We start from the raw sequence: 17,867 nt of genomic DNA, 5'->3' as shown, positions 1-17,867 counted from the left end.
CGGGGGCCGGCCGTACTGCGCGAAGGAGGCCGCATGGCGCGGGACCACGTGCGGGACCACGTGCGCGAGCCCACGCGGGCACCGCCGCCCGGAGTCCGGACGGGCGGCATGCCCCCGACCCCGTCCGGTCAGGCCGATCCGCGGGCCCGCACGACGAAAGCGCCCGCGACCGTGGTCCTCGTGACAGGCGTGGCGGGGGCGGGGAAGTCCACGGTGGCACTGCTGCTGGCCGACCGGCTCGGCTGGTCCTACCAGGACGCGGACGACTTCCACACGCCGGCGAACCGGGCCAGGATGGCGGCCGGCGAGGCGCTGACCGACGAGGACAGACGCCCGTGGCTGGCTTCCGTCGCGGCCTGGATCGACCGGCGGATCGCAGCGGGGGAACCCGCCGTCCTGGCCTGTTCCGCGCTCAAACGCGCCTATCGCGACCAACTGGCCGGAGGGCGGCCCGAAGTGCGGCTGGTCCACCTGCACGGTTCACGGCAGCTCATCCGGGCCCGGCTGCTGTCCAGGCACGGCCACTTCTTCCCCGCACGGCTGCTGGACAGCCAGTTCGCCGACCTCCAGGAGCCGGAGCCCGACGAGCACGCCTGCGTGGTGGACATCGACCGGCCCCCGGAAGCCGTGGTCGCAGCCATCCTCGCCCACCTCAGCGCCGTACCGACCGAGGAGCCGCACATGCCCCCGACGGCATCAGGAGAACAGTGGCGGCTGCGCCACGGTGCGCACGAAGCGGTGGTGGTCGAGCTGGGCGGCGCCCTGCGCCACTACGCGGTGGGCGGGCGGCCGCTCCTCGACGGATTCACCGCCGACGAGCGGATCACCGGCGGGCGCGGGCAGCTCCTCGTGCCCTGGCCGAACCGGGTGGCCGGCGGGAGCTACCGCTTCGGCGGCGAGGAGCTGCAACTCCCGCTGACCGAACCGGAGAACGGCAACGCGATCCACGGGCTCCTGAGGTGGGTGCCGTGGCAGCTGCTGGCCCGCAGCGAGGACGCGGTCACGGTGGGCACCACCCTCTTCCCGCAGCCGGGGTACCCGTACCGGCTGGAGGTGGCGGCCGAGTACCGGCTGGGCCCGGAGGGGCTCGAGACCACCGTCACCACCACCAACGCGGGGGACGCGGCCGCGCCCTACGGCGTGGGCCAGCACCCCTATCTGACCGTGGGCACCGACCTGGTGGACACCGCGCTGCTGACCGTGCCGGCCCGCCACCGGCTGATCGCCGACGAACACGGCCTGCCGACCGGTGAGGAGCCGGTCGAGGGCACGGCGTACGACTTCCGCACCGCCCGGCCCATCGGCGTGGAGCACCTGGACACCGCGTACACGGGCCTCGACCGGGACCCCGCCGGCCACTGCACGGTACGGCTGGCGCACCCTTCGGGGCGGCACGGCATCGACGTACGGCTCGTCGAGGGCATCCGGTACGTGCAGGTCTACACCGGGGACACCCTGTCCGAGACCGGGCGGCGCCGGCGCGGTGTCGCCATCGAGCCGATGTCCTGTCCCGCCGACGCCTTCCGCAGCGGCACGGCGCTCGCCGTCCTGCAGCCGGGCGACAGCCACGTCTTCCGGTGGGGCCTCGCCCCGTGGGGGTCCTGGTGACCCCGGACACCGGGCCGTCGACGCCGCGGTCCATGACCGGTGACGCCTTTCGCGCGTTGTACGAGGAGCTGCGCGACAGGAGCCCGCGCGCGCCGGACGACCGGCGCGGTGCGCTGGGCCACTTGACGCCCGAGCGCGTCGTGGCCGCCGCCGCCGAGGTCCGCACCGGACATACGGTGTCCCTTGCCGCGCCCATCGAGACCCTGCCCGGCCCCGACAATCCCGAACCGGCACGCCACCGGATGATCGCGCCCGCCGAGGGTGAGACCGGTGAGACCGGCGGCGACGGGCTGCACTTCGCGCGCGACCGCTTCGCGATGAACGTGCACGGGGACGCGGACAGTCATCTCGACGCGCTGTGCCACGTGCTGTTCGACGGGGAGCTCTACAACGGCGTTCCGGCGAGCAGTGTGACGTCCCAGGGCGCCGGGGCGCTCTCCGTCGAGGTCGTCCGGGACGGCATCGTCGGCCGTGGCGTGCTCCTGGACGTTCCGCGGCTGCGGGGCGTGCCCTGGCTGGAGCCCGGGGACCACGTGACCGCCGCCGACCTGACGGCGGTGGAGGCGGCCCAGGGGGTCCGGGTCCTGCCGGGCGACCTGCTGTTCGTGCGGGTGGGGCATCGCCCCCGACGCCAGGAGCGCGGGGCGTGGAACGCAGCGCAGGCCCGGACGGGCCTTCATCCCGCGGCCGTACGGTTCCTGGCCGATCGGCAGGTCGCCGCGCTGGGCTCGGACGGCAACAACGACACCGCCCCCAGTGCGGTGGCCGGGGTGGACTTTCCCGTGCACGTGCTGGCGGTGCACGCCATGGGGCTGCACCTGATGGACTACCTGCAGTTCGAGGAGCTGACCCGGGCCTGTGCCCGGGAGGGCCGCTGGTCCTTCCTGTGCGTGGTCGCGCCGCTCAGACTTCCGTCGGCCACCGGCTCGCCCGTGAACCCGATCGCCGTCCTGTGACGGCCGGGCGCGGGTGCGCCGTACGGTCGCTCAGTCCGGTCACTCGGTCCGGTCGCTCGGTCCGGTCACTCGGTCGGGTCGCGCCGTAGGGTCCCGCGCCGTCCGGTCGCCGCACCGGGGAAGGCGGGATACGTTCGAAGAGGTGGGGTGGCTGCCGCGTCCCGGCAGCGCGCAGAGAGAGGGCCGGTGACAGGGCGGGCCCGCGAGCGCAAGGACGGTGGTCGCCGTGGGCGACTCCCCGCACTACGACGTCGTCATCATCGGTTCGGGCGCCGGCGGCGGTACCCTCGCCCACCGGCTCGCCCCGTCCGGCAAACGGGTGCTGATCCTCGAACGCGGTGACTTCCTCCCCCGCGAGCGGGACAACTGGGACTCCACCGCCGTGTTCGTGAAGGGCAAGTACCGTGCCCCGGAGTTCTGGCTGGACAAGCACGGCGACGAGTTCCCGCCCGAGGTCAACTACTACGTCGGGGGGAACACCAAGTTCTACGGCGCCGCCCTCTTCCGGCTGCGGCCCGAGGACTTCGGGGAGCTCCGCCACCACGACGGCCTGTCGCCGGCCTGGCCGATCCGGTACGAGGACCTGGAGCCCTACTACACACAGGCCGAGCACCTCTACCTGGTCCACGGACGCCACGGGGAGGACCCGTGGGAGGGGCCGTACAGTGCCCAGTACGCCTATCCGCCGGTCGAACACGAGCCGCGGATCCAGCAGTTGAGCGACGACCTGGAGAAACGGGGTCTGCACCCCTTCCACCTGCCCATCGGCGTCAACCTGGTGCAGGACGAGCACGGGCGTGCGACCGGCTCCAGTGTCTGCATCCGCTGCGACCGCGTGGACGGCTTCCCCTGCCTGGTGCGCGGCAAGTCGGACGCCCAGGTGATCTGCGTGGAGCCGGCCCTGCGGCACCCGAACGTCGAAATGGTCACCAACGCGCATGTGGTCCGGCTGGAGACCGACCCGACCGGACGGAGCGTCAGCACGGTCGTGACCCGGAACGCGGACGGGCTCGAGGCCTCCTATTCCGCGGACATCGTGGTCGTCGCCTGCGGGGCGGTCAACTCGGCGGCCCTCCTCCTGGCCTCGGCCAACGACCGCCACCCCCGAGGGCTGGCGAACAGCTCCGACGTGGTCGGCCGCCACTACATGCGCCACAACAACCTTGCGCTGATGGCCATTTCGAAGGAGCCCAACGACACCAGGTTCCAGAAGACCCTGGCCCTGCACGACTGGTACCTCGGCGCCGACGACTGGGACTACCCGCTGGGCGGCATCCAGATGCTCGGCAAGTCGGACGCCGACCAGATCCACGGCGAGGCGCCCCGCTGGGCGGGTGCCGTGACCCCCGACATGCCCTTCGAGGTCATGGCCCACCACGCGGTCGACTTCTGGCTGTGCGGCGAGGACCTCCCCCTCCCCGACAACCGGGTCACCCTCGAGGACGACGGCACCATCCGTCTCGCGCTCGACGAGAAGAACAACATCGCGGGGCTGAAACGCCTGCGGCACAAGCTCCAGGGCATGCTCGGCCATCTGGGGATGCACGAGCACCAGCTGCTGTCGCGCAGCATCTACCTCCACAAGGGCATGCCGATCGGCGCCACGGCGCACCAGGCGGGCACCGTACGGTTCGGCGACGACCCGGCCTCGTCCGCCCTGGACGTGAACTGCAAGGCCCACGACCTCGACAACCTGTACGTGGTCGACACGAGCTTCTTCCCGAGCATCGGCGCGGTCAATCCGTCGCTCACCGCGATCGCGAACGCCCTGCGGGTGGGCGACCACCTCGTGGAACGGCTGGGATGACCCCCGGGCTTCCTCCGACCGGGGGGTGATGCTCGGCCGCGTGGCCCAAGAGCAGCTCGCCCGGGCCGCCGAACTCCGGACAGGGTGATTCGGTGGCGTTCGGACCCTGTCGGGCCGCGGTCCGGCGGACCGGATCGGGCAGTCGAGGAGGCAGTCGATCGTGAGTTCCACCGAGGGCGCACCGCGGGCAGTGATCCCCGCCCACCTGCTCAAGGGCCAGAAGGCGCTGGTCACCGGCGCCAACAGCGGAATCGGCAAGGCCACGGCCATCGGCCTGGGCCGGGCCGGCGCCGACGTCGTCGTGAACTACGTGGCCGGTGCGGAAGAGGCCGAGAAGGTGGTCGAGGAGATCACCTCGTTCGGTGTGCGCGCCGCCGCGTACGAGGCGGACGTGTCCCAGGAGGACCAGGTCGTGGCCATGATGGACCGGATGGTCCGGGAGTTCGGCACGATCGACATCCTGGTCGCCAACGCCGGACTGCAGCGCGACGCCCCGTTCGAGGAGATGACGCTCGCCCAGTGGCAGAAGGTCCTGGACGTGAACCTCACGGGCCAGTTCCTCTGCGCGCGGGAGGCGACGAAGGAGTTCCTGCGGCGCGGCGTCGTCCCGGAGGTGTCCCGCTCCGCCGGAAAGATCATCTGCATGAGTTCCGTCCACCAGATCATCCCCTGGGCGGGGCACGCGAACTACGCGTCCTCCAAGGGCGGTGTGCACATGCTGATGACGACCCTGGCCCAGGAACTCGCGCCCAAGAAGATCCGCGTGAACGCGATCGCTCCCGGAGCCATCAGGACACCGATCAACCGGGACGCGTGGGAGACGCCCGAGGCCCTGGAGGATCTGCTCCGGCTGATCCCGTACGTGCGCATCGGCGACCCCGAGGACATCGCGTACGCGGCCGTGGCCCTCGCCTCCGACCTCATGGACTACGTCGTGGGCACCACGCTCTACGTGGACGGCGGGATGACCCTCTTCCCCGGCTTCGCCACCGGCGGCTGACCCTCGTCCGGCCCGTCATCCCGAGCGGCAAAGGAACGCATGCACACCACGGTCCACCTGCTGGCGGCTGCAGACTCCCCCGCCCAACTGCTCCCGGCCAGGGAGCTCATGGCGTTCACCCTCGCCTCCCACATCATCCTCGTGCCGATGGGCGTGGCACTGCCGCTCATCACCCTGATCATGCATTACATCGGCCTGCGCAAGAACGACGCGACGGCCCTGCTGCTGGCCCGGCGCTGGTCGGCCGTGATGGCCGTGCAGTTCGCGATCGGCGTCGTCACCGGCACCGTACTGTCGTTCGAGTTCGGTCTGCTCTGGCCGGGGCTGATGGGCAGGTGGGGCGATGTCTTCGGCATCGGTTTCGGTGTCGAGGCCTGGGCCTTCTTCCTCGAAGCCGTGCTCATCGCCATCTACCTGTACGGCTGGCGCAGGCTGAAGCCGCGCACCCACTTCCTGCTCGGGCTGCCCCTGCCGGCCGTCGCGCTGTTGGGGGCCTTCGGCATCCTGGCGGCCAACGCGTGGATGAACACCCCGCAGGGGTTCACCCTCGACTCCCAGGGCAAGCCGGTCGACGTGAACGTCTGGAAAGCCATCTTCACCCCCATGTTCGGGCCGCAGTACTGGCACTTCGTGGTGGCGATGCTGCTGACCGCGGGCTACGTCGTGGCAGGCGTCTACGCCGTCGGCTGGCTGCGCGGCCGCCGTGACCGATACCACCGCCTCGGCTTCACGGTCCCCTTCACCCTCGCCGCGGTGGCCACACCGGTCCAGTTCATCCTGGGAGACTCGATCACCCGGCAGGTGTTCCAGAAGCAGCCCGTGAAGTTCGCCGCCCTGGAGATCGTCTGGGACACCGACAGCCACGTTCCGGAGTACCTCTACGGCCGGCTCCACCCGGACGGATCTATCTCCGGCGGCATCAAGTTCCCCCAGCTGGACTCCATCCTGGCCGGGTTCAGCCCGGACACCGTGGTGACGGGGCTGTCCTCCGTACCGGCGGACGACCGGCCGAACGCCACTCAGGCCACGATCGCCCATTGGGCCTTCGACACCATGGTCGTGCTCGGCAGCCTGCTCCTGCTCCTCGCCCTCTGGTACGGCCTGATCTGGTGGCGCCGCCGCCGGCTGCCCGCCTCCAAGTGGTTCTTCCGCAGCGCCGCCTGCGCCGGCGTCGCCGCCGTCGTCACCGTCGAATGCGGCTGGATCGCGACCGAGGTGGGGCGCCAGCCCTGGATCGTCTACCAGAACATGCGCGTCGCGGAGGCCGTGACCTCGACCCGCTCCACCACCCTCTGGATCATGTTCGGCCTGGTGATCGTGTTGTACGTCTTCATCTTCGGGGCGTTCCTCACCATCCTGCTGAAGATGCGCGACCGATGGCGCCTGGCCGACGAGCAGACGGACGGGCGGACGGCGGAGGCACCGGAGGCGATCACCCCCTACGGTCCGCGCCCCCCTGTCCCGGCCGGCGACGCCACGTCCTCGGGAGACGACGGCTCCCCTGCGTCCGGGGGAGGCGGGACGTGATGGCCGACCTCGTCGCTTTCGTTCTGCTGCTGGCGGTGGCCGCGTACGCATGTGGCGGCGGGACCGACTACGGCGCGGGCTTCTGGGACCTGACGGCCGGCGGAGCCGAGCGCGGCAAGCGCCCCCGGTGGCTGATCGACCACGCCATGGCGCCCGTGTGGGAGGTCAACAACGTCTGGCTGATCTTCGTCCTCGTCCTCATGTGGACCGGGTTCCCCGTGCTGTTCCAGACGGTGTTCACCGCCATGTGGCTCCCCCTGGCGCTGGCCGCCCTCGGCATGGTCCTGCGCGGCGCCGGATTCGCCCTGCGCAAACCCAGCCGCCGGCTGGCCCGGCGGCGCCTGTACGGTGCCCTGTTCGCCATCGCCTCCCTGCTCACCCCGTTCTTCCTCGGGGCGGCCGTCGGTGCCGTCGCCACCGGCCGGATCGCGCCGGGTACCGAGGCCTCGGCGGACGCGTGGGCCAACCCCGCGTCCCTCCTGTTCGGGCTGCTCACGGTCGCCGGGACGGCACTCCTCGGCGCCGTGTTCCTGACCGCCGACGCCGCACGCTTCGACGCACCCGACCTCGTCGGCTACTTCCGGCTGCGCGCACTCGTCACTCTCGTCGCGGTCGCCCTGCTCGCCGTGGGCGTGCTCCTCGTCACCCGCGGCGATGCACCCCACGTCTGGCACGGACTGACCCACGGTGCGGGGCTCGCCCTCGCGATCGTGTCCGCGGTGTGCTTCGCCGCCACGGCACTGTTCGTGCTGCGGGGACGGACGCACTGGGCCCGCTTCAGCACCGTCGGCATCGTCGGCGCGGCCGTCCTCGCCTGGGGGCTCGCACAGCATCCCTACCTCATCCCCACGTCCCTGACGGTGGCGGATGCCGCGGGCGACTCCCAGACGCTGGTCTGGCTGTCGGTGGTCAGCCTCGTCGCCCTGCTGCTCATCGTCCCGGCCGTCTTCTTCCTCTACTGGCTGGACACCCATGGCGAACTGGAGCCCCTCACCGACGCCGACCTGCGACGGACCGGCCCCACGAGGGGTGACGCGGTCGACGGCGACTGAGCCGGGGCCGACGGCGACCGAGCCCCCGATCGCGCCCGTGCGGCGAGGAAGGAAACCGCTGTGAGCGAGGACGACATCCTCCTCGGCATCGCCCTGGTCGTGGCCCTGGCCGCCGCCTGCCAGATCCTCGCCGGGAAGCTGCGCGTCCCCGCGCTGATCCTGCTGCTGCCGGTCGGCTTCGCCGCGGGCGCCCTGACCGACCTCGTTCACCCGGACCAGCTGGTCGGGGAGCCCTTCTCCGCCCTGGTGTCCCTGTCCGTGGCGGTGATCCTCTACGACGCCGGCCTCGGCCTCGACCTGCGCAATCTCACCGGCCACACCCGCGGGATCGTGGGCAGGCTGCTCCTCTTCGGCGTGGCCTTCACCTTCCTGGCCGTCTGCGCCGTCGGCCCGGCCCTGTTCGGCATGTCGCTGAGGGTGGCCGCGATGGTGGGCATGATCCTCGTCGTGTCGGGTCCCACGGTCGTGGGGCCCCTGCTCCAGTACGTGAGGCCGACGGACAAGGTGCGGCGCCTGCTGATCTGGGAAGGAACACTGACCGACCCGATCGGCGCCATCCTCGGAGCACTCGTCTTCCACGCCATCGACACGACGCACCAGATCGACATCGGCCGCGGCTACCAGATCGGCCAGTTCCTCATCAGCATGGCCGTCGGCCTCGTCGGCGGAGCCGTGGGGGTCGCGCTGCTGTGGCTGACCCTGCGCGTGCTCCGGCTCGGCGAGACCCTCGGCACCTTGGCGCAACTGGCCACGGTGATCGCCGTGTCGGCGGGCTGCGACGTCGTCCGCGACGACACCGGGCTCATCGCCGCGATCGTCATCGGCATGGCCGCGGCCAACATCCGCGGCTTCGACATGCCCGCGCGCCGGCCCTTCTTCGAGACCCTGGTCCAGCTGATCATCGGGCTGCTGTTCATCTCCATCTCGGCCAGCGTCACCCCGGCCTCCCTGACCCCCGTGCTCCTTCCCACGCTCGCCCTCGTCGCGCTCCTGGTCCTCGTGGTGCGGCCGCTCGTGGCCTTCGTCGCCACCATGGGCAAGGACATGACCATGGGGGAACGGGCGTTCGCGGGATGGATGGCTCCGCGCGGCATCGTCGCCGCCTCCACCGCGGCGGCCTTCGCCGCGAGCCTCGTCCAACTGGGACTGCGCGGCGCCTCCAAGGTCCTTCCCATCACCTTCCTCGTGATCGTCTCGACGGTGGTGCTGTACGCCCTGACCGCGGGCCCCGTGGCCCAGCGGCTCGGCGTCGCCCGGCCGAACCTCACACGGCCCCTGCTCGTGGGCGGCTCTCCGTGGGCGGTCGCGCTGGGCCGGGCCCTGCGGACGGCGGGGCTCGACGTACAGATGTGGGCGGGAATGGGCGAGGAACGCGAAAGGATCAAGGACGCCGGAATCAAACTGGCCAGAGGGGACCTGCTGGCGACGGCCACCAACCCCCGGGCACGGCTGGAGGGGGTCAACGCCGTCTTCCTGCTCACCGATGACGACGACTTCAACGCGCTCGCCTCGGTGGTGGTCGAGGACAACGTCGAGGGGCCCGTCTACCGGGTGGGACCGCCCCACGAGAGCCACGGTGTCGTCGCGCCCTACACGGGCGGCGCCGTCCTCTTCGGCGGCTCACTCGTCCGGCACGTCCTGGCGGAACGGTACGAGCAGGGCGCCCGGTTCCTGGTGCAGCCCGCCGCCGACCCGGTCCCGCCGGGACACGAAAGGCTGTTCGTGGTCAGCGCCGACGGCCGGCTGGACCCGGTCGACGAGACGCAGGCCGTCACCCCGCGCGAGGGCGACCTCGTCGTTCTGCTCGGCCCCGTCCCGCCTGCCCGGCCGCCGGTCTAGCCGGCTGCCCGCCCCAGGCGGTTCAGGGTCTCGTCCAGCGTGATGGCCGCATCGATGAGCGCGAGATGGGTGAAGGCCTGCGGGAAGTTGCCGAGCTGGCGGCCCGTCAGGGCGATCTCCTCGGAGTACAGGCCCAGGTGGTTGGCGTACGTCATCATCTTCTCCAGCACGAGCCTGGCCTGATCGGCCCGCCCGGCCCGCGCCAGGGCGTCGACGTACATGAACGTGCACAGGGAGAAGGTTCCCTCGGAGCCGCGCAGACCGTCGGGCGAGGCCTCGGGGTTGTAGCGGTAGACCAGGCTGTCGGTGACCAGCTCGCGGTCCATCGCGTCCAGGGTGGACGTCCACATCGGGTCGTCGGGGGTGATGAACCCGACCGTCGGCATCCGCAGCAGCGAGGAGTCGAGCACATCGCTGCCGTAGTGCTGGACGAATGCCCGGCGGCCCGGGTCCCAGCCCTTCGCCAGGATCTGCTCGTAGATGTTGTCGCGCTCGGCGGCCCAGCGGCCGCTCTCGGCCGGCCGGCCGTGGGCGACCGCCAGCCGCAGCGCGCGGTCGAACGCGACCCATGACATCACCCGGCCGTACGTGAAGTGCTTGCGCCCGCCGCGGGTCTCCCACAGCCCCTCGCCGGCCTGGTCCCAGTGGTCCACGAGCCAGTCCAGCAGGGTGCGCAGCGATGACCAGCCGTGGATGTCCAGGTGGATGCCGTGCTGGTGGGCGAAGGAGATGCTGTCGAGTGCCTCGCCGTAGATGTCCAGCTGCAGCTGGGTCGCCGCGCCGTTGCCGATGCGCACCGGGGCGGACCCCTGGTACCCCTCCCAGTGGTCCAGGGTCTCCTCGTAGAGGTCGGAGGACCCGTCCACCCTGTACATGATGTTCAGCGGTCCCGTGTCGGTGTCGCTGCCGGCCTTCTCCTTCACCCGGTCGCCCAGCCAGCGGATGAACGCCCTCGCCTCCTCCGTGAACCCCAGTCCCAGCAGGGCGTACACGGAGAAGGACGCGTCGCGGATCCAGGTGAACCGGTAGTCCCAGTTGCGCTCGCCTCCCAACTGCTCCGGCAGTCCTGCCGTGGGGGCAGCCACCAGGGCTCCGCTGGGTGCGTACGTCATCAGCTTCAGCGTGATGGCGGAGCGCTCCACCATCTCGCGCCACCGGCCCGTGTACCGGGACTGGTGGAGCCACGACCGCCAGTACTGCCGGGTGTCGGCGAAGAGTTCCTGGAACTCGGCGACACGGATCTCGCGCGGCGGCCCCTCCGCGGCCGACTCCATGACCAGACCCCGCTGTTGTCCGGCCTCGAGCGGAAGCGTGACGCGCAGGTCGTGCTCGCCGGTGAGGGTGTGCACCACCCGTTCGTCCTCCGGCTCCCGCACCACGCTGAGGGTGAGTTCCAGGTCGTCCGAGGCGAACACCGCCCCGTTCTCGGTGAGGTGCAGGGTGTGGGGCTTGCGGCCGTAGTCGAACCGTGGGGCGATGTCGATCCGGAACGTCATGCTGCCGCGAACGCACCGGAGCATGCGGACCAGGCTGTGGCGGTCCGTGGCCGTCGTACCGGTCACCGGCATGAAGTCGACCACCTCGCCCGCACCGGCCTCGGTCATGAACCGCGTCACGAGGATCGCGGTGTCCGGCAGGTACAACTGCTTCGTGGTGTACGTCTCGTCCGTCGGCCTGACCGTGAAATGCCCGCCCTTCTCCCAGTCGAGAAGAGATCCGAACACGCTGGGCGAATCGAAACGCGGACAGCAGAACCAGTCGATGGTTCCTTCCGTGGTCACCAGTGCCGCGGTCTGGAGATCACCGATCAGGCCGTGGTTTTCGATCAGCGGGTAGTCAGCCATGGGGGAACCCCTTTCGACGCCACCCCGTCAGGTTAAGCGCGGATTTCGCGGCGAGCCCGGCGAGCCCGGCTGCCCCTGCATCCCCGGGGAATCGCCCTTAGCATGGAAATCACGAACGGGATGTCCAGGCCGCATCGCACCGCCGAATCCGGAGGCTGCCCGTGCTGTCGAACCTTGCGCCCCCTCCGGAAACCCGCAGAGGCCCCCGGTGTGGACGGCACGGGAGCCGGCGATGATGTCCTGGGCGGCGCGCTTCCGGTTGCGGCAGTACGCCAAGGCGAGCCTGTGGATCATCCCCCTGATCGGGCTGGTACTGGGGGCGGTGGTGGCCGAATGGGCCGCCCGCGTGGACGGACCCGGCTGGCTGCCGGAGACCTGGACGTATTCCGCGACGACGGCGAGCAGTGTGCTCAGTTCCGTCGTCGGGTCCATGGTCGCGCTGCTGGGGTTCGTCGTGACCATCGGCGTACTCGTCGTCCAGCAGGCCACGGGAACGCTCTCCCCGCGCTACATGCGCCTGTGGTACCGCGACCGGCTGCAGAAGGCCGTGCTGGCCACGTTCACCGGAACGTTCGCATACGCCTTCTCCCTGTTGCGCAAAATCGAGTCGAACGCCGTCCCGGACCTGGGGGTGACCCTGTCCGGAGTGGCCGTCTCCGTCAGCCTCATGCTTCTGCTGATCTACCTCAACCGGTTCACCCACAACCTCCGGCCCGTGGCCATCGCCGACCTGGTGGGGCGCTTGGGCCAGAAGGTGCTCGTCCGTGCGACGGAACGCATCCACCGCACCTCGGCACCCGACGAGGCTCCCCTGCCCGTTGCCGGTCCGACGGCCCTCATCCGCTCCGAACGGGGTGGAGTCATCCAGGCGTTCGATGCGGCGGGGCTGATCGCCACCGCCGTCCGCCACGACTGCGTCCTCGTCCTGACCCACCAGGTCGGCGACTTCGTACCGCCCGGCACCACCCTCGTCGAGGCCCACGGCCCCGCCAGGGCGCCCGATCCACGGCGGGTGACCGGGCTCGTCGCGCTCGGAACCGAGCGCACCATCGAGCAGGATCCCGCCTTCGCCCTGCGCATCCTCGTCGACATCGCCATCCGCGCCCTCTCCCCCGCCGTGAACGACCCCACGACCGCCGTGCAGGTCCTCAACCACATCGACACGTTCCTGCACGTGGTCGGCCGGGCGCGGCTCCGCGGCCGGTACGTGCTCGCCGACGGCGAGGGCCGGCCGCGCCTGGTGGTGCAGGGCCGCGGCTGGGAGAACTACCTGCAGCTCGGCGTCACCGAAATCCGTGAGTACGGGGCCACGTCCCTCCAGGTGTGCCGACGGCTGCGGGCGCTGCTGGAGGACCTCCTCGGCTCCCTGCCGGCCGAGCGTCTGCCGGCGGTGCGCGCGGAGCTCGCCCTCCTCGAGGATTCCGTCCGGCGGGAGTTCACCGACCCGGCCCGCCGCGCCGGCGCCCGGACGGCCGACCGGCAGGGTATCGGCGGCGGACGGCCTCCCCGGGGCGAACCCTCACGATGAGTCGTCCACTCGTCCGCTCCACCACTCGTTCAGTCACTCGTTTGGATGCGCAAGGATCGCGTCCGCCCGCTCCGTGAGGTCCGCTGAGGGTGAACCCTCACGGGCAGGAGAGGACGCGTCATGACGGACGAAGGTGCCACCGCCCCCGGCGGGGAGCCCACACGCAAGCCGGGCACGGACGCAGAGCGCTCGGAGCTCGAACACCTGCGTACGCGGGTGGCGGCGCTGGAAGCGAACAAGGCGGCCCGGGAGCCCCATCACCGGTGGAAGTCGTTCTTCGCCGCCCTGCTCATCATCATCGGCTGTGTGCTCGCCCCGCTCGCGGCCGTCGCGGCGTGGGCGTCGAGCGAGGTCGGCGACACGGACCGCTACGTGGCGACGGTCGCCCCGCTCGCGTCCGACCCGGACATCCAGGCGGCAGCGGCGAACCGGGTCACCAACGCGGTGATGGAACACATCGACCTCCCGGCCCTGCTGGAAGGTGTGGCCCCCTCCGACCGGCCGCTCCTGGAGAAGGCGCTCGGCAAGCTCGGCAACTCCCTCGAGAGCGCCGTCCGCAGCTTCGTCCACGACAAGGCCGAGGACATCATCGCCTCCGACACCTTCGAGCGGATCTGGACCGAGGCCAACCGGCGCATCCACACCGCGGTGGAGAAGGCCCTCACGGGCAGCGGCGGAGGCGCCGTCAAGATCAAGAACGACTCGGTGACCGTCGACCTGGGACCGGTCGTCGATCAGGTCAAACAGCGCCTCGTCGACGAGGGAATGACGGTGGCCGCGAAGATCCCCGAGGTCCACACCGACTTCACGGTCCTCCAGGCGGACAACATCGGCAAGGTCAAAACCTACTTCCGCCTCCTGCAGATCGCCGGCACCTGGCTTCCGGTGCTCTCGGTGCTGCTGATCGCCGCCGGCGTGCTCCTCTCCCGCCACCGCCGCCGCGTGCTCGTGACGGCCGCACTCGCCTTCGCCTTCGCCACGCTCATGCTCGGCGTCGGTCTGACCGTCTTCCGCGTCGTGTACCTGAACGCGCTGCCGGACACCGTCTCGCAGCCCGCGGCGGGAAGCGTCTACGACGCGATGACGCACTACCTCCGTACGACGGTCCGCATGGCCGTGGTGCTGGGCGTGGTGATCGCGCTGGCCGCCTGGCTGACCGGCCCCGGCCGCTGGGCCACGGTCGTACGACAGGGGTGGCACTCGGGCATCGGCGCCGTCCGCGCCACGGCGGACCGCGCGGGAATGCGCACCGGCCCGGTCGGCCCGTTCATCCACCGCCACCGCGGCTGGATCACCTGGATCCTGGTCGCCGCGGCCGTGCTGACCGTCATCCTGTGGAGCTACCCGACCGGCTGGGTCATCTTCGGCATCGCACTCGCGCTCCTGTTCGCGATGGCCCTGGCGGAATTCCTCGAGGAGGACGGGACAGACGGTGCGGCACACCGTGGCGGGACGGCCGGTTGAGCATTAAGCGGGGATCAACTGAGCCTTAAGGCAGTCTGTGGTCCCCTCCTCGCCCCGCTGCTCATGGTGATCGACGCGAGCTGTGCACGCGTCCGTCATCATGAGCAGCGGGGCTTTCACCTGTGCCTTTGAACGTTCCGTATGCGCCCCGAAGCCACCGCGGCCCTGCCGCGCAGCATCCGAAACCTCCTCACCGACGGATTTGTAATGCCGCGACAAGGAATGAACTCGCCTGTGACGGCGGGCGTATCCAGGACGCGGGGGACAGCGTCCATCGGATTTGAGGAGTGTCAATGTCCCGGAAACGGACTATGAGTTTTGCGAAGAAGCTCGTGCTCTCTGTCACCACCGGAACCCTGGTGACCGGAGGGGTCATCGCCACGGTGGCGACCGGAAACGCCTCCGTCCCCGACGTCGTGTGTCCGGGGTCGACGGTCACGTTGTCGGGCGAGGCGGGTGCGCCGGCGGCGACCAGCGGGACCTTCCCGGTGGGAACGAAGCTCAAGGTGACGAACCTCGACAACGGCCAGGCGACGACGGTCACGGTCAACGGCCCATCGGGCAGTTGCGTCCTGCTCAACAACGCAGCCTTCGACCAGGTGCGGGAGCCGGGCAAGAACCTGATCCGACGGGCACGCATCGAGCGCGTGGGCGGCGGCGGCAACGCACAGGCCGGTGCGAAGGGTCCGTCCGGAGCGGCGGGTGCCTCCGGTGCGACAGGCCCGTCCGGAGCTGCGGGCGGACAGGCGCCGCCGGCCACCGGGGAGGTGGTGTGTCCGGGGTCGACGGTCACCTTGTCGGGCGAGGCGGGTGCGCCGGCGGCGACCAGCGGGACCTTCCCGGTGGGAACGAAGCTCAAGGTGACGAACCTCGACAACGGCCAGGCGACGACGGTCACGGTCAACGGCCCATCGGGCAGTTGCGTCCTGCTCAACAACGCAGCCTTCGACCAGGTGCGGGAGCCGGGCAAGAACCTGATCCGACGGGCACGCATCGAGCGCGTGGGCTGAGCAGCCCGGAGCCGGTTCGGGGCCGTTGAAGCCATGGCGGGGCACGGGACACGCCGTCCCCGCCATGGCAGCCTCGTCTCGACCACGGCGCGTGATCGTCGGGCTGGCCGGGCCGGGCCGCCGGCCTACCGGCGGAAGCGGTCGCGGTTCTCGTGGAGGAAGGCGTCGAGGGTACGGGGCGGGCGGCCGAGGATGTCGGACACGGTGCCGGTGGGGGTTTCGGGCCGGGCTACGGCGAGTTGCTGGATCTCCGTCACGTGGTCGGCGAGCCAGGCGGGCATGCGGGCGCGGTGGACGAGGTGGTCGCGCAGCTCGTCCGGGGCGAGGTTCACGTACCGGACTTGATGGCCGGTCAATATGGCCAGCCGTCGGGCGAGTTCGGGATGGGAAACGGCTTCCGGTCCGGTGAGGGTGTAGGCGCCGCCTGCGAGGTCGGGCCTGGTGAGCGCGGCAGCGGCGACATCACCGATGTCGCGGCAGTCGATGTAGTTGCAGGGCGCCTCACCCATCGCGCCGAGGATGGCGCCCTGGGCGACGGCCTGCGCCAGGCGCAGGAGGTTCTGCATGAACGCGTAGGGATACAGGACGGTGTGGTTCATCCCGAGCGTACGCAGGTGTTCCTCCACCGCATGGTGTCCGCGGGAGACGGCGACCGGAGAGCCTGGTTCGGCGGCGGGTGCGGAGATCTTGACGATGTGTCCGATGCCACTGTCGGCGGCGATGTCGATGACGCGGGTTTCGAGTTCGACCTGGACGGGGCTGTTGGCCATGGCGAGGAAGAGCTGCCCCGCACCCTCGAAGGCGGTGCGCAGCGAGTGGGGGTCCGCGGCGTCGGCGTACCGGACCTCCAGGGGCGGGCGGTGTGCGCCGGTGACGCCGGGGATCGGCTTGTGCGGGCTGCGGGTGAGTGCTCGGACGGGTGCGCCGAGTGCGAGGAGACTGTGGAGCAGGGCGTTGCCGGTCGCTCCGGTTGCTCCCATGACGACGATCATCGGGTGTCCTCTTTTCCTGGTGGGTTGCCTGGTGGGTTGCCCGGCGGGCTGCCGGGCGAAGGTGCCGGCGGCGCGGGGGCCCGTACCCGAAGGTCCGCGGGCCGGCCGGTGTGAGGGTCGGCTACGTCCGCGGTGCCGCGGTGGTGCTTCGCCAGCGCAGGGTGACGATGGTGGTGGCGAGGGCCGTGGAGACGGGCAGGTCGATGCGCACGCGCTCCAGCCAGGCGGTGGCGGGAACGAGGGTGTGGGCGGGCAGCCACTGAGCGGCGAACCATCCCAGCAGGGTCGCCGCGCCGGTTGCGGTGATGACCAGTACGACGGTCACGGCGGCGCCCGGCAGGGCGATGGTCCACCGTCGGGGCTGCCCGCCGTGCCGCAGCCAGGCGCCCACCAGGAACGCCACCACGGCGGAGGTGCCGGCGATGGAGGTGCAGGCGGCCACGGCCAGGTCCATCTGCCCGGTGACGACTCCGGCGGCGCCGGCCGTCAGTGCGGGGGCGGCGTAGGCGGTCAGCACCTCGCGCCACAGGATGAACGGCCGGGGGATCGCCCGGCTCCGGCCGGTTCTGTCCTTCGTTGAGGGCATGCTGACCTCTTTCTCGTTCGCGTCGGACATGTAATTAGCTGGCTAACTATCAGTGTGTGAAAAAGGCCCTGCCCGGAGGGCGGGGCCAAGCCGGCCGACAGCCGGATCAGTCGTCGGCCAAGGCCGCACTGCCGCGCACCACACGGGCGAGCAGATCGAGGAACACCGCGCGCTCCTCGACGGAAAGCCCGCCCACCATCGCCTCCAGCCGCCCGAAATGCTCGGGCGCCAGGTCCCGCAGGCGCTGCGCACCACGCGCCGTCAGGATGGCCACCGTGCCGCGCCCGTCCTCCACGGACGGGCGCCGGGCGATCAGGCCCTCACGCTCGAGGCCGTCCAGCAGGCCGGTCACCGTGGCCCTGGAGACGTCGAGGTCGGCCGCAAGACGCGAAGGCGACTTCTCCCCGCCGTGGGCTTCGAGGTCGGCGAGCAGGCGGTAGCGCCCCGTCGACAGGCCGAACCTCGCGAAGTGCGCCTCGGCCGCCCGCCCCACCCTCGCGCCGGCGGAGATCAGCCGCACCGCGACCAGTACGGCTTGCGGATCGGCCTGCAGGCCGTAGTGCTCGACCTGCCACCTCGCCTGCTCCAGTGTGGGCTGCTCGCCGTCGGCCTCGTTCCTCGTCATGTCATTAATATGGCAGCTAACTACTTCGT

Annotated in this window: 14 protein-coding genes; 10 read left to right on the top strand and 4 right to left on the bottom strand. The window is 70.9% G+C overall.

The window, feature by feature from the left end; all coding sequences use genetic code 11:
* Positions 1-33: 33 nt before the first annotated feature.
* The 7 genes from OG472_RS38495 (at position 34) to OG472_RS38465 (ending at position 9,789) form a co-directional block, all read left to right on the top strand.
* A complete protein-coding gene (locus tag OG472_RS38495) occupies positions 34-1,608 on the top strand; it encodes a gluconokinase, GntK/IdnK-type (RefSeq protein ID WP_405942721.1) in 1,575 nt (524 codons plus the stop codon).
* A gap of 32 nt (positions 1,609-1,640) precedes the next feature.
* Positions 1,641-2,564, top strand: coding sequence for a cyclase family protein (locus OG472_RS38490; RefSeq protein WP_405942720.1), 924 nt, complete (start codon positions 1,641-1,643; stop codon positions 2,562-2,564).
* A 226-nt stretch (positions 2,565-2,790) separates the two neighbouring features.
* Positions 2,791-4,371 carry a GMC oxidoreductase gene (locus OG472_RS38485; protein ID WP_405942719.1) on the top strand — a complete coding sequence of 527 codons (1,581 nt, stop codon included), beginning with the start codon at positions 2,791-2,793 and terminating at the stop codon, positions 4,369-4,371.
* A gap of 160 nt (positions 4,372-4,531) precedes the next feature.
* Positions 4,532-5,371 carry an SDR family oxidoreductase gene (locus OG472_RS38480; RefSeq protein WP_405942718.1) on the top strand — a complete coding sequence of 280 codons (840 nt, stop codon included), beginning with the start codon at positions 4,532-4,534 and terminating at the stop codon, positions 5,369-5,371.
* A gap of 39 nt (positions 5,372-5,410) precedes the next feature.
* On the top strand, positions 5,411-6,898 hold the full coding sequence (locus tag OG472_RS38475; RefSeq protein ID WP_405942717.1) for a cytochrome ubiquinol oxidase subunit I: 1,488 nt from the start codon (positions 5,411-5,413) through the stop codon (positions 6,896-6,898).
* Positions 6,898-7,950: a cytochrome d ubiquinol oxidase subunit II gene (locus OG472_RS38470; protein ID WP_405942716.1), complete on the top strand. Its 1,053-nt coding sequence runs from the start codon at positions 6,898-6,900 to the stop codon at positions 7,948-7,950. Before OG472_RS38475 ends, OG472_RS38470 begins: the two co-directional genes overlap by 1 nt.
* A gap of 60 nt (positions 7,951-8,010) precedes the next feature.
* Entirely contained in the window at positions 8,011-9,789 is a 1,779-nt protein-coding gene (locus tag OG472_RS38465) for a cation:proton antiporter (protein ID WP_405942715.1), read from the top strand.
* Here the strand turns inward: OG472_RS38465 and OG472_RS38460 are convergent.
* A complete protein-coding gene (locus OG472_RS38460) occupies positions 9,786-11,633 on the bottom strand; it encodes a glycoside hydrolase family 15 protein (RefSeq protein ID WP_405942714.1) in 1,848 nt (615 codons plus the stop codon). The genes OG472_RS38465 and OG472_RS38460 overlap by 4 nt on opposite strands.
* A 232-nt stretch (positions 11,634-11,865) precedes the next feature.
* Between OG472_RS38460 and OG472_RS38455 the strand changes: the two genes are divergently transcribed.
* From OG472_RS38455 to OG472_RS38445, 3 genes are all read left to right on the top strand, one after another.
* Positions 11,866-13,161 carry a DUF2254 domain-containing protein gene (locus tag OG472_RS38455; protein WP_405942713.1) on the top strand — a complete coding sequence of 432 codons (1,296 nt, stop codon included), beginning with the start codon at positions 11,866-11,868 and terminating at the stop codon, positions 13,159-13,161.
* Between the two features lie 120 nt (positions 13,162-13,281).
* Positions 13,282-14,625, top strand: a complete 1,344-nt coding sequence (locus tag OG472_RS38450; protein ID WP_405942712.1) for a hypothetical protein — start codon at positions 13,282-13,284, stop codon at positions 14,623-14,625.
* 311 nt (positions 14,626-14,936) lie between these two features.
* Entirely contained in the window at positions 14,937-15,635 is a 699-nt protein-coding gene (locus OG472_RS38445) for a hypothetical protein (protein WP_405942711.1), read from the top strand.
* A gap of 125 nt (positions 15,636-15,760) precedes the next feature.
* Here the strand turns inward: OG472_RS38445 and OG472_RS38440 are convergent, their stop codons facing one another.
* The 3 genes from OG472_RS38440 to OG472_RS38430 form a co-directional block, all read right to left on the bottom strand.
* Positions 15,761-16,615: an NmrA family NAD(P)-binding protein gene (locus OG472_RS38440; RefSeq protein WP_405942710.1), complete on the bottom strand. Its 855-nt coding sequence runs from the start codon at positions 16,613-16,615 to the stop codon at positions 15,761-15,763.
* A 133-nt stretch (positions 16,616-16,748) separates the two neighbouring features.
* Positions 16,749-17,213: a hypothetical protein gene (locus OG472_RS38435; RefSeq protein ID WP_405833693.1), complete on the bottom strand. Its 465-nt coding sequence runs from the start codon at positions 17,211-17,213 to the stop codon at positions 16,749-16,751.
* Positions 17,214-17,319: 106 nt separating this feature from the next.
* Positions 17,320-17,838: a MarR family winged helix-turn-helix transcriptional regulator gene (locus OG472_RS38430; RefSeq protein ID WP_405942709.1), complete on the bottom strand. Its 519-nt coding sequence runs from the start codon at positions 17,836-17,838 to the stop codon at positions 17,320-17,322.
* Positions 17,839-17,867: the final 29 nt, after the last annotated feature.

Source organism: Streptomyces sp. NBC_00207 (assembly GCF_045160965.1).
Taxonomy (GTDB): Bacteria; Actinomycetota; Actinomycetes; order Streptomycetales; family Streptomycetaceae; genus Streptomyces.
Note: the sequence above shows the minus strand (reverse complement) of the source record. Positions and strands in the feature narration are given on the sequence as shown.